The 11,534-nt window shown below is 63.1% G+C and carries 10 protein-coding genes; 6 read left to right on the top strand and 4 right to left on the bottom strand.

The features are described 5' to 3' along the window. Positions 1-2 precede the first annotated feature (2 nt). Complete coding sequence (locus FHT69_RS27075; protein ID WP_127430731.1) at positions 3-1,022, bottom strand: FecR domain-containing protein; 1,020 nt, start codon at positions 1,020-1,022, stop codon at positions 3-5. Between the two features lie 247 nt (positions 1,023-1,269). Here FHT69_RS27075 and FHT69_RS27070 point away from each other — a divergent pair, with 247 nt between their 5' ends. The 6 genes from FHT69_RS27070 to FHT69_RS34835 all read left to right on the top strand — a co-directional run bounded on the left by FHT69_RS27070 (position 1,270) and on the right by FHT69_RS34835 (position 7,300). Next, the gene (locus FHT69_RS27070) at positions 1,270-2,523 is read left to right on the top strand and encodes a sarcosine oxidase subunit beta family protein (RefSeq protein ID WP_183906203.1); all 1,254 of its coding nucleotides are present in this window, start codon (positions 1,270-1,272) and stop codon (positions 2,521-2,523) included. 115 nt (positions 2,524-2,638) lie between these two features. Continuing rightward, a complete protein-coding gene (locus FHT69_RS27065) occupies positions 2,639-2,980 on the top strand; it encodes a sarcosine oxidase subunit delta (protein WP_063475313.1) in 342 nt (113 codons plus the stop codon). Further along, positions 2,977-5,970, top strand: a complete 2,994-nt coding sequence (locus tag FHT69_RS27060) for a sarcosine oxidase subunit alpha (protein WP_183906202.1) — start codon at positions 2,977-2,979, stop codon at positions 5,968-5,970. The genes FHT69_RS27065 and FHT69_RS27060 overlap by 4 nt, the downstream gene beginning before the upstream one ends. Beyond that, positions 5,963-6,511, top strand: a complete 549-nt coding sequence (gene soxG / locus FHT69_RS27055) for a sarcosine oxidase subunit gamma family protein (RefSeq protein ID WP_183906201.1) — start codon at positions 5,963-5,965, stop codon at positions 6,509-6,511. The genes FHT69_RS27060 and soxG overlap by 8 nt, the downstream gene beginning before the upstream one ends. Before the next feature lie 48 nt (positions 6,512-6,559). Further along, positions 6,560-6,961 carry a VOC family protein gene (locus tag FHT69_RS27050; protein ID WP_183906200.1) on the top strand — a complete coding sequence of 134 codons (402 nt, stop codon included), beginning with the start codon at positions 6,560-6,562 and terminating at the stop codon, positions 6,959-6,961. A 33-nt stretch (positions 6,962-6,994) separates the two neighbouring features. Further along, positions 6,995-7,300, top strand: a complete 306-nt coding sequence (locus FHT69_RS34835) for a hypothetical protein (protein WP_409527536.1) — start codon at positions 6,995-6,997, stop codon at positions 7,298-7,300. A 28-nt stretch (positions 7,301-7,328) separates the two neighbouring features. Here the strand turns inward: FHT69_RS34835 and FHT69_RS27045 are convergent, their stop codons facing one another. The 3 genes from FHT69_RS27045 to FHT69_RS27035 all read right to left on the bottom strand — a co-directional run bounded on the left by FHT69_RS27045 (position 7,329) and on the right by FHT69_RS27035 (position 11,531). Beyond that, entirely contained in the window at positions 7,329-7,817 is a 489-nt protein-coding gene (locus FHT69_RS27045; RefSeq protein ID WP_028756868.1) for a MaoC family dehydratase, read from the bottom strand. Between the two features lie 90 nt (positions 7,818-7,907). Further along, positions 7,908-9,887, bottom strand: a complete 1,980-nt coding sequence (gene glgX, locus FHT69_RS27040; RefSeq protein ID WP_183906199.1) for a glycogen debranching protein GlgX — start codon at positions 9,885-9,887, stop codon at positions 7,908-7,910. Positions 9,888-9,899: 12 nt separating this feature from the next. Next, positions 9,900-11,531: an alpha-D-glucose phosphate-specific phosphoglucomutase gene (locus FHT69_RS27035; RefSeq protein WP_028756866.1), complete on the bottom strand. Its 1,632-nt coding sequence runs from the start codon at positions 11,529-11,531 to the stop codon at positions 9,900-9,902. Positions 11,532-11,534: the final 3 nt, after the last annotated feature.

Below are 11,534 nucleotides of genomic sequence, written 5' to 3'. Positions count from 1 at the left end.
CGTCAGCGGTTGCGATTGAGGCCCCAGCCCTTGCCATGGTTCCGATCCCTGTTGTGATCCCGATCTTTATCGTGATCGCGGTCACGATCCCGATGATCCCCTCGATCGTGATAGTCGTGATCATCGTGCTGATCGTGATGTTCATGCCGGCCACGGCCATCATGCTTATCGGGTTTATCCGGTTTGTCGTGATGCGGCTTGTCAGGCTTGTCGGGCTTGTCGGGCGTGGCCGGCCGCTCTTTCTGCGGCTCGGCCTGCCGCTGCGGCGGATCTTGTCGCTGCGGATTGGGCGCCGGCTCGGTTGAAGACGGAGGCGAGGGCCGGTTTCTCTCTTTTCTGTCCGGCGCGACGGAGGCCACATTGCAGCCGCCGAGCATGCCGATGCCGCCCGAAAGTCGCTGATTGCCGGAGAGGAAGGGGAGGGCGCGCGGATTTCCGAGCGTCTCGAGAACACTGGGATCGACCCGGCGTGCCGCCGACATATTGCCGTTCGGCTTGGCCACCACGCAATCGCAGCGCTGCTGCAACTGCCGGCAGCCGCCCGGGCCGCAAAACTGGGCCGCGCCGTTCAGCAGCACGACGGCGGTCGTGCCGTCAGGGCCGACGTAGAAATCGAAAGCGGTGCCGCGTACGCCGATCGTGCCGGCCGGCGTCAGGATCTGGTAGGCCGAGGAGTTGGAACTGCCGCTGACCCAGCGGAACGTCCCTTTTGCCGCTCTGATGGTCAGTTTCTTGACCGATTGGGAATCATCGAAGACATATTTGTCGATGACAACCGACGAACCCCAGCCGACCGCGAGCTTCGTGCCGTCACGAAACAGGAACTGGCCGAGCCCCGATTGCGATGTCTTGATGCGCTCGTTGCGATGAACTTTGGTGTCGACCTCGATCGGGCCGCTTTGTCCCGTCACCTCGGTCTTGATGACGACAGCCTGGCCGACCGGCTCGGCGGCGGGTGCCGGCCATGCGCTGCTTAACGCGACGCAAAGCGTCGCGACTGATACTGAGCGCCAACCCCACATGATACACATACCCCAGAACATGCGATGATTAGCATTTTAGCAATTGCTTGTCTTCTCACCCTGTTGGGCTAGGACGGAGGAGGCAGAGCATGGCGTCGACCGAAAACCGCGCAGTTTTTCGCCATCATGTCGTTTAGTGTCAAAAGCAAAGCTCTCGCGCGTCGCAAAAGAACCGTTGTGCCGCATTTGGATTTGCGATTTGTATGGGCGCGGAGAACAGCCCCTTGCCCGAAGGAGAAGAAGGCGGATGCGGAAATATTCGGTTTTTGCCGTGGCGCGGGAGGCCCTTCGTGGCCACAAGGGCTGGGAGAAGCAGTGGACTTCGCCTGAGCCGCGCGCTGAATACGACGTCGTCATCATCGGCGCCGGCGGCCACGGGCTGGGTGCCGCCTACTACCTCGCCAAGGAACACGGCATCACCAATGTTGCGGTGATCGAGAAGGGCTGGCTCGGCGGCGGCAATACCGGGCGCAACACCACCATCATCCGCTCGAACTATCTCTATGAAGAGAGCATGCAGATCTACGAGCATTCGATGAAGCTCTGGGAAGGGCTTTCCCAGGAGCTCAACTACAATGTGATGTATTCGCCGCGCGGCGTGATGATGCTTTCGCACAATATTCACGACCAGCAGTCCTTCAAGCGGCATATCCATGCCAACCGGCTCTACGGCATCGACAATGAATGGCTGACGCCGGAGCAGGCGAAGGCCTATTGTCCGCCGCTCGATATCTCGGCCAGCGCGCGCTACCCGATCAACGGCGCAGCACTGCAGCGCCGCGGCGGCACGGCGCGGCACGACGCGGTCGCCTGGGGTTATGCGCGAGCGGCCTCGGACCGCGGCGTGCACATCATCCAGAATTGTGAAGTGACCGGGATCCGGCGCGGTGCGGACGGACGGGTGACCGGGGTCGAGACCTCGCGCGGTTTCATCGGCGCCAAGAAGGTCGCCGTGTCGGCGGCCGGCCATACGACAACTGTCATGCAGATGGCCGGCGTGCGTGTGCCGCTGCAATCGAGCCCGCTGCAGGCGCTGGTCTCCGAGCCGTTGAAGCCGATCTTTCCCTGCGTCGTCATGTCAAACACGGTGCATGCCTATATCTCCCAGTCCGACAAGGGAGAGCTGGTCATCGGCGCCGGCACCGACCAGTATAATTCCTATTCCCAGACCGGCGGGCTGCAGATCATCACCCACACGCTCGATGCCATCTGCGAGCTCTTCCCGATGTTCCGGCGCGTCAAGATGATGCGGCAATGGGGCGGCATCGTCGACAATACGCCGGATCGTTCGGCGATCCAGTCGAAGACGCCGGTTCCCGGGCTCTACGTCAATTGCGGCTGGGGCACCGGCGGTTTCAAGGCGACGCCAGGCTCGGCCAATCTCTTCGCGCATCTGATTGCCCGCGACGAGCCGCATAAATTCAATGCCGGGCTGACGCTGGAGCGTTTTCGCAGCGGCCGGCTGATCGACGAAGCAGCGGCGGCGGCGGTGGCGCACTGATGACAAATGTTATGGCTGAGCCTCGGACGCTCACTCCTTTCGTCGCTTACCCCCTCATCCGCCTTTCAGGCACCTTCTCTCTGCTGGGGAGAAGGGGAGGAGAAGGAAATCCCACATGCTGCTGATCCATTGCCCTTACTGTCAGGAAGAGCGTTCCGAGCTCGAATTCCGCGGCGCGGGTGACGCGCATATCGCGCGGCCCGCCGAGATCGCCTCGATCTCGGACGAGGAATTCGAGGCCTACTTCTTTCTGCGCGACAATCCGAAGGGGCTGATCTTCGAACGTTGGCGACACATTCACGGCTGCGGGCGTTTCTTCAACGCGGCGCGAGATACGGTGACCGACAAGTTCATCGTGACCTACAAGGCGGGCGAGCCGAAGCCTGAGATCGGGGCTGCGGCCAGGCAGCATGGGCCTGTCGAGACATATGAAGCCGTGGAAGGAGAGGCGCAATGAGCGGCGTGAACCGTATCGCCGGCAAGGGGCGCCTGACACCGGCCAAGACCGCCCGCTTCAGCTTCGACGGAAAGAGCTATACGGCGCTCGAAGGTGATACCGTCGCCTCGGCGCTGATCGCTAACGATGTGCATCTTCTGGGACGCTCGTTCAAATATCACCGGGCCCGCGGTATTCTGTCTGCAGGGGCCGAGGAGCCGAACGCGCTGATCGACGTCGCCCGTGATACGGCGCGCAAGCAGCCGAACGTGCGCGCCACCGTGCAGGAAGTTTTTGACGGCATGATCGTCAACTCCCAGAACCGCTGGCCCTCGCTCGCCTTCGATGTCGGCGCCGTCAACAATCTGATGTCGCCGTTCTTCGCCGCCGGTTTCTACTACAAGACCTTCATGTGGCCGCGCGCCGCCTGGAAACACGTCTACGAACCGCTCATCCGTCGCGCCGCCGGCCTCGGGGTCGCGCCGACGGAAGAGGATCCGGACCATTATGCCAGCCGCTATGCCCATTGCGACGTGCTGGTGGTCGGCGCCGGCGTTGCCGGGCTTTCGGCTGCGTTGGCTGCGGCTGAGACCGGTGCCCGGGTGATCCTTTGCGACGAGCAGGCGGAAGCCGGCGGTGCGTTGCGCTACGATGCCGGCGTGACGATCGACGGACAGGACGGCTATGCCTGGGCCCAGAAGGCCGTGGCGCGGCTGAAGGCGATGGACAATGTCGAAGTGCTCACCCGCACGACCGCCTTCGGCTACTACAACCACAATTTCGTCGGTCTTGCCGAGCGTGTCACCGACCATATCGCCAAGCCCTCCCACGATCTGTCGCGCGAGCGGCTCTGGCAGGTCCGGGCCAAGCGGGTCATCCTCGCCACCGGCGCGATCGAGCGGCACATGGTATTTCCGAACAACGACCGGCCGGGCATCATGCTCGCCTCGGCGGGGCGGATGTATCTCAATCATTACGGCGTCGCCGTCGGCACCAAGGTCGGCATCTACACGGCGCACGATTCAGCCTATGAAGCGGCTTTCGATCTGAAACGGGCCGGTGTTTCGATCGCCGCCATCGTCGACAGCAGGCAAGCGCCGGGCGCGGCGGTGCTGGAAGAGGCGCGTGCGCTCGGCATCGATGTTCTCACAGGCCAGTCTGTTATCAACACCGCGGGACGGCTGCGCATCTCATCGATGACGGTGGCGCGCAACGGCGGCGGTTCATCGCGCAAGATCGCGGTCGATGCGCTCCTGGTTTCGGCCGGCTGGACGCCGTCCGTCCATCTCTTCTCGCAGTCGCGCGGCAAGGTGGCCTTCGATGCCGAAAGCCAGCGTTTCCTGCCCGGCTCTTACGCGCAGGATTGCCTTTCGGTCGGTGCCTGCAACGGCACCGACGACCTGCAGCGGACGATCGAGGAATCGCTTGCCGCCGGCGAGCTGATGGCGCAGGCCACCGGCAAAAGCAGCGGCGAGAAGATCGCAATTTCGGCCGAGCAGGCCTATGACTGGACGGGCGGCATGATCGGCGCTGCCGAAGGCGCCGGTCCGAAGACCAACGCCAAGGCCTTCATCGATTTCCAGCACGACGTCTGCGCCAAGGATATCCGCCTTGCCGTGCGCGAAGGCATGCATTCGATCGAGCATATCAAGCGCTTCACGACCAACGGCATGGCCTCGGACCAGGGCAAGCTCTCCAACATGCATGGCCTGGCGATTGCCGCCGAAATGCTCGGCAAGGAAATCCCGCAGGTGGGGCTCACCACGTTCCGTGCGCCCTATACGCCGGTCACCTACGGTACGCTGATCGGCCATTCGCGTGGTGAGCTGTTCGACCCGACGCGCAAGACGCCGCTGCACGATTGGGAGGAGGCCCATGGCGCGGTCTTCGAAGATGTCGGCAACTGGAAGCGCGCCTGGTTCTATCCGCGGGCTGGCGAGACCATGCATCAGGCGGTTGCACGCGAATGCCGGACGGCGCGCGAGTCGGCCGGTATCTTCGACGCCTCGACGCTCGGCAAGATCGAGGTGGTCGGTCCGGATGCGGCGAAGTTCCTCAACCTCATCTACACCAATGCCTGGGATACGTTGAAGCCCGGTAAGGCCCGCTACGGCATCATGACCCGCGAGGACGGCTTCGTTTATGACGACGGTGTCGTCGGACGCCTGGCGGACGACCGTTTCCATGTCACGACGACGACCGGCGGCGCGCCGCGCGTCCTGCACCACATGGAAGATTACCTGCAGACGGAATTCCCGGATCTGAAGGTATGGCTGACCTCGGTGACCGAGCAATGGGCTGTCATCGCCGTGCAGGGGCCGAAGGCGCGCGAGATCGTCGCGCCGCTGGTCGAAGGGCTCGATCTTTCGAACGAGGCCTTCCCGCATATGAGCGTTGCCGAGTGCACGGTCTGCGGGGTGCCGGCGCGGCTCTTCCGCGTCTCGTTCACCGGCGAAACCGGCTTCGAAATCAACGTGCCGGCCGACTACGGCCAGTCGGTGCTCGAAGCGGTCTGGGCCAATGCCGAACCGCTCGGCGCCTGCGTCTACGGCACGGAGACGATGCACGTGCTTCGCGCCGAGAAGGGTTACATCATCGTCGGGCAGGACACCGATGGAACCGTGACCCCCGATGACGCCGGACTTTCCTGGGCGGTTTCGAAGAAAAAGACGGATTTCGTCGGCATTCGCGGATTGAAGCGGCCGGATCTCGTCAAGGACGGGCGCAAGCAGCTTGTCGGCCTCGTCACCAAGGACCCGAAGCTGGTGCTCGAAGAAGGCGCGCAGATCGTCGCGAGCCCGAACGAGCCGAAGCCGATGACCATGCTCGGCCACGTCACATCAGCTTACTGGTCGGACAATTGCGACAGGTCGATCGCCTTTGCACTCGTCGCCGGCGGCCGGGCGCGGATGGGCGAAACGCTCTATGTGCCGATGCCGGATCGGACGATCGCCGTCGAAGTGACGGATCTGGTATTCTTTGACAAGGAAGGAGGCCGGATCCATGGCTGAAGTCGCAATTCGCAAACCGGCGCTTGCCGGCCGTCTCGGCGGCTCCGCAACGGTGCGGCTGACGACCGCACCCGCTGCCAGCCGGGTGGCGCTGCGCGCGCCGGCGGAATCGCTCGCAGCACTTTCCGCTGCTCTCGGCCTGTCTGTGCCGGCCGCCCCGAAAACATCCGGCCGGGATGGCGCCCGCTCGGCGCTGTGGATCGGGCCGGACGAATGGCTTGTCATCGATGAGGACGGCGCCGACCTGATGGCGGCATTTTCCGGTGCCGGCGCGCTGCATTCGGCGACCGACGTGTCCCACCGCAATGTCGCGATCATCGTCTCGGGACCGGGTGCGGAGGCAACGCTTTCGGCCGGCTGCCCGCAGGATCTGTCGCTTGCTGCCTTTCCGGTCGGAGCCGCATCGCGCACGATCCTGGGCAAGGCGGAGATCGTGCTTTTCCGCACGGAAGAAGACACGTTCCGGGTGGAATGCTGGCGGTCGTTCTCGGACTACGTCTTCGGCCTGCTGAACGAGGCGGCTCACGACGCCGGGCATTGAACCCGCGCCAATCCCGGCTGGGTCAGCCTTCATTCAAGGGGTAGGCCAATGCTGCACCATGCTTCTCTCGGCGTTTCCGATATTGAACGGTCGGCGGCATTTTACGATACCACGCTGGCCGCGCTCGGTTACTTCAGGGTCTGGGACGATATCCGGCCGGGGCAAACGGGGCAGGCAATCGGCTATGGCCTTGCCGGCGGCGGGGACAAACTGGCGATCAAGCATCGCCCGGATGACCAGCGTCCAGCCGGACCCGGTTTTCATCTGGCGTTTGCCGCCCCGAACCGCCAGGCGGTCGATCGGTTTCATGCGGCGGCCATCGCGCATGGCGGCGGTGACAATGGCCGGCCCGGCCTGCGGCCCCATTACGGTGAGCACTATTACGCGGCGTTCGTCACGGATCCCGACGGACATGCTCTCGAAGCCGTGTTTAGAGCCTTTCCGGGTTAGATTGCAGCATTCTGTTGGCTGAAACGGAGTCGGATGGTCGACCGGCCGGCGCGCGTCGTAGCCCAGCTCTACGGCCAAGCCGGCCGGTCGATCAGCCGGCCCGTTTCAGCCAACCCTCCCGCAGATTTGCGGGGCAAATCTGCAAGACTTAAGAATCGCCGGACGCACCTGTTGCTTCGCACAGCGAAGCGGTGCGGCCGGTGGGCCGGGCATCTTTCCGTCAGGATCAAAGGCGACCGGCTCGGACGTACCTTTGGGTATGCCCGTCGCCAATCGCCTTTGATCCTGACGAAAACCTGCTCCGGCAGAATGCTGCAATCTAACCCGGAAGGGCTCTAATTCGGCCGAGTAGCAAAAGCAGTTTTGCTCAGACGTCCTCGGGGCGGTCCTTCGGGTCGAATTGGATGATGGTGATCCATTTTGCCGTCAGCGCCGGCTTCTTCTCGTTTTCAATCTCGATCGAGACGTCATAGGTGGTCATCAGCATGCCGGCGCCGCGGAAGCGGGCCTCGGAGAGCAGGAAGCGGCCGCGGACGCGGGCGCCGCTCTTCACCGGCGTCATGAAGCGGACGCGCTCGAAGCCGTAGTTGATGCCCATGGTCTGCTCGCGCACTTTCGGCAGGCAGTTGTAGTTCATCGTCGACAGCAGAGACAGTGTCAGGAAGCCGTGGGCGATGGTACCACCGAAGGGGCTCTCGGCTGCCGCGCGTGCAGGATCAACGTGAATGAACTGATGATCGTCGGTCGCCGCCGCGAAGGCGTCGATCATCGACTGGTCGACGGTGATCCAATCCGATAGGCCCGTTTCCATGCCGATCAATCCCCGCACGTCGGAGAGTGAAATTTCCGTGACCATAAATTCCTCGTGAAACAAGCCGTCGCGGCAAAGCCTTATCGCGCATTTATGACGATTGCGACAAGGATTTGCGCAAGCGAAGGCAGGCGGTCAATTTTCTACGAAAAAGGCGACGGAGCGCGGCTCGACGGCTGCACTCTTGCCGACTTTCTGCGCTCCTTCAGGCGTCAACTGGCGCCAGCCCGGTTCGCCCCGGGAAGGGAGCGTGAAAAATTGGCGGCTCCCCGAGCGGTTGAAAAGCACGGCAAGCCGGGTCTGCCTGCCGCCGGCGGAGCGGTCCTCGGTCGACAGAAGCATGCCGAGGGTGGAAAGCGACGGCGTCTCCCATTCGGCAACGGTCATCGGCTCGCCGGAGAGCGAAATCCATTCGACGTCGCCATTTCCTGACAGGAAACCCGCTTCGGAGAAGACGGTGAAGCGGCGGCGCAGTTCCGCAACGAAGGCGGTGTGGGCGATGAGATTCCCGTCCAACGCGTTCCAGTCCAGCCAGGTGATCTCGTTGTCCTGGCAATAGGCGTTGTTGTTGCCGTGCTGGCTGCGGCCGCCCTCGTCGCCTGCCGTCAGCATAATGCTGCCGCGGGTGGCAAAGAGGGTTGATATCAGCGCCATCACGTCGTCACGGCGACGCTTGCGGATGGTGGGATAGAGGGTTTCCCCCTCGACGCCGTTGTTCCAGGAGTGGTTTTCGTTGTGGCCGTCGCGATTGTGTTCGCCGTTGGCATCGTTATGCTTTCCGGCGTAGGAGACGAGATCGATCAGCGTGAAGCCGTCATGGGCGGCGAGGAAGTTGACGCTGCGCGTTTGCCTGCCGTCGTTGCGGGAGAAGATGTCGGAGGAGCCGGCGAGTGCGGTTGCCAGCGCGCCGGTCTTCCAATCGTCGCCGCGCCAGTAACAGCGCAGGTCGTCGCGGACCCGGTCGTTCCATTCCAGGAATGACGCCGGGAAATTGCCGAGCTGATAGCCGCCCGGGCCGATATCCCAAGGTTCGGCGATCATGATCCGGTCGGCAAGCACATCGTCGGCGAGGATCGCGGCAAGCGTTCCGCCGTCGCGCTCGAAGCCCGTTGCGGTGCGGCCGAGCACGGGGGCGAGATCGAAGCGAAAACCGTCGACGCCGGCGTTGAGCACGAAATGGCGCAGGCTGTCGATGACGAGGCGGCGGACCTCGAGATGATCGCAGGCAAGCGTGTTGCCAGTGCCTGTGTCGTTGATGAGCTCGCCCGGCCAATTCTGGGCGTGGCGATAATAATGCAGATTGTCGAGGCCGCGCAGCGACAGCGTCGCGCCGTAACGGTCGCTCTCGCCGGTATGGTTGAAGACGAGGTCGAGGATGACGGCGATGCCTTCGGCATGGAGGGCCGCGACCGTCTCGCGCAGCTCCGTCATGCCGCCGGGGACAAGCCGCGGATCGAGCGCCATGAAGGCGACGGGATTGTAGCCCCAGCCGTTGGTGAGGCCGAGCGGCGGCAGGTGGCGCTCGTCGATCCAGGCGGTGATCGGCATCAGTTCGACGGCGTCGACACCGATCCGCTTCAGGTGTGCGATGACGGAGGGATGAGCAAGGGCTGCAACCGTGCCGCGCTCTGCCTCCGGCACGTCGGGATGGAGAATGGTGAAGGGCCGCACCGCCACCTCATAGATAAAGCCGCCCGGATTGAAGAGCGGCTTGCTGACCAAGGCGGGTATATCGGCAGTGACGATCGCCTTCGGCATCAGATCCTGGCTGTCTTCGCCATAGATGCCGAGACGGGGATCGTAGCGGAACGGCCTGTCGATCTCCTTGGCATAGGGATCGAGCAACAGTTTGGAGGGGTCATACCAGAGACCGTTATCGGGCGCGTAGATACCATCGGCGCGATAACCATAGCGCGCGCCGGCCTTCAGCCCGTCGACAAAGAGACGATGGATGTGATTGCTGTCGCGCGCCATCGGCAGGCGCGCGAATTCCCTGTTGCCGTCATCTTCGAAGAGGCAGAGTTCGATCTGTGCGGCATCATGCGACCACACCGCAAATTCGACGCCGGTCTCGAAAACGATCGCGCCGGCTTGCGCCGCACTGCTTCCCCGCATGTTCCCCCCGGATCAGGTGATCACGGTTGGCGCGTCGCGTCCCGTGCGTTCCCGAATGCTGGCAATGCTTTCGGCGGCCGCGATCAGATCGGCGAGCGCTTCCTGCGTTTCGATGTTGTGGCGAGTCGAATCCGGCTCGTAACGCTCGATATAGACACGCAAGGTTGCGCCAGACGTGCCAGTGCCGGACAGGCGGAAGACGACGCGGGAGCCGCCCTCGAAGAGCACGCGGATACCCTGATGTTCGCTGACCGATTTGTCGATCGGATCGTGATAGGCGAAGTCGTCTGCCTTCTCGACCTTCAGGCTGCCGAAGCTCTTGCCGGCCAGGGTGGAAAGCTGGCTGCGGAGATTGTCGACCAAGCCGTTTGCCGCATCGGTGTCGAGGCCTTCATAGTCATGGCGCGAATAATAGTTGCGGCCGTAGGTCTGCCAGTGCTGGGTGACGATATCGGCGACACTCTCGCCGCGCACGGCAAGAATGTTCAGCCACAGCAGCACGGCCCAGAGGCCATCCTTTTCGCGGACATGATTGGAGCCGGTACCGGAGCTTTCCTCACCGCAGATCGTCGCCATGCCGGCATCGAGCAGGTTGCCGAAGAATTTCCAGCCGGTTGGCGTCTCGTACATACCGATGCCGCGCTTTTCGGCGACGCGGTCGGCAGCACCCGATGTCGGCATCGAGCGGGCGATGCCGGCGAGGCCGCCGGAATAGCCGGGGGCGAGATTGGCGTTGGCGGCAAGGATCGCCAGGCTGTCGGACGGCGTGACGAAGATGCCGCGGCCGATGATCAGATTGCGGTCGCCGTCGCCGTCGGAAGCGGCGCCGAAATCGGGCGCATCATCGCCCATCATCTCGTCGAAGAGTTCCTTGCAGTGAACCGGGTTCGGGTCGGGATGATGGCCGCCGAAATCCGGCAGCGGCATGAAGTTGCGCACGGAGCCCGACGGAGCGCCGAGACGATTTTCGAAGATTTCCTTGGCATAGGGGCCGGTGACGGCGCTCATCCCATCGAAGGCAATGCGGAAGCCGAGGCTGATCAGGTTGCGGATGGCGCCGAAATCGAACAGTTCTTCCATCAGTGCGGCATAGTCCTCGACCGGGTCGATGACCGAGAGGATCGTGCCGCCGGGAAGCTCGTCCTTGCCGATGCGGTCGAGATTGACGTCGGCGAAATCGGCGATCTTGTAGCTGTCGATCGTCTTGGAACGCGCATAGATCGCGTCGGTGATCTTTTCCGGCGCCGGGCCGCCATTGTTGATGTTGTATTTGATGCCGAAGTCTTCGGTCGGGCCGCCGGGATTGTGGCTGGCGGAGAGGATGATGCCGCCGAAAGCCTTGTATTTGCGGATGATGTGGGAGGCGGCCGGCGTCGACAGGATGCCGCCCTTGCCGACCATGACCTTGCCGAAGCCATTGGCAGCGGCCATCTTGACGGCCTTCTGGATGACTTCGCGATTGTAGTAGCGTCCGTCGCCGCCGATGACGAGGCACTTGCCCTGATAGCCTTCCAGCGAATCGAAGATCGACTGGATGAAGTTCTCCGCATAATTCGGTTGCTGGAAGACTGGAACCTTCTTGCGCAGGCCCGACGTGCCGGGTTTCTGGTCCAGATAGGGCGTGGTGGGTACGGACTTGATCATTTT

Source organism: Rhizobium sp. BK008 (genome assembly GCF_014197345.1).
GTDB lineage: Bacteria > Pseudomonadota > Alphaproteobacteria > Rhizobiales > Rhizobiaceae > Rhizobium > Rhizobium anhuiense.
Note: the sequence above shows the minus strand (reverse complement) of the source record. Positions and strands in the feature narration are given on the sequence as shown.

Excerpts from the sequence above, each read along its gene's own strand:
- FHT69_RS27075 (WP_127430731.1), bottom strand. The coding sequence starts at position 1,022 with ATGTGGGGTTGGCGCTCAGTATCAGTCGCGACGCTTTGCGTCGCGTTA.
- FHT69_RS27070 (WP_183906203.1), top strand. The coding sequence starts at position 1,270 with ATGCGGAAATATTCGGTTTTTGCCGTGGCGCGGGAGGCCCTTCGTGGC.
- FHT69_RS27065 (WP_063475313.1), top strand. The coding sequence starts at position 2,639 with ATGCTGCTGATCCATTGCCCTTACTGTCAGGAAGAGCGTTCCGAGCTC.
- FHT69_RS27060 (WP_183906202.1), top strand. The coding sequence starts at position 2,977 with ATGAGCGGCGTGAACCGTATCGCCGGCAAGGGGCGCCTGACACCGGCC.
- soxG (WP_183906201.1), top strand. The coding sequence starts at position 5,963 with ATGGCTGAAGTCGCAATTCGCAAACCGGCGCTTGCCGGCCGTCTCGGC.
- FHT69_RS27050 (WP_183906200.1), top strand. The coding sequence starts at position 6,560 with ATGCTGCACCATGCTTCTCTCGGCGTTTCCGATATTGAACGGTCGGCG.
- FHT69_RS34835 (WP_409527536.1), top strand. The coding sequence starts at position 6,995 with ATGGTCGACCGGCCGGCGCGCGTCGTAGCCCAGCTCTACGGCCAAGCC.
- FHT69_RS27045 (WP_028756868.1), bottom strand. The coding sequence starts at position 7,817 with ATGGTCACGGAAATTTCACTCTCCGACGTGCGGGGATTGATCGGCATG.
- glgX (WP_183906199.1), bottom strand. The coding sequence starts at position 9,887 with ATGCGGGGAAGCAGTGCGGCGCAAGCCGGCGCGATCGTTTTCGAGACC.
- FHT69_RS27035 (WP_028756866.1), bottom strand. The coding sequence starts at position 11,531 with ATGATCAAGTCCGTACCCACCACGCCCTATCTGGACCAGAAACCCGGC.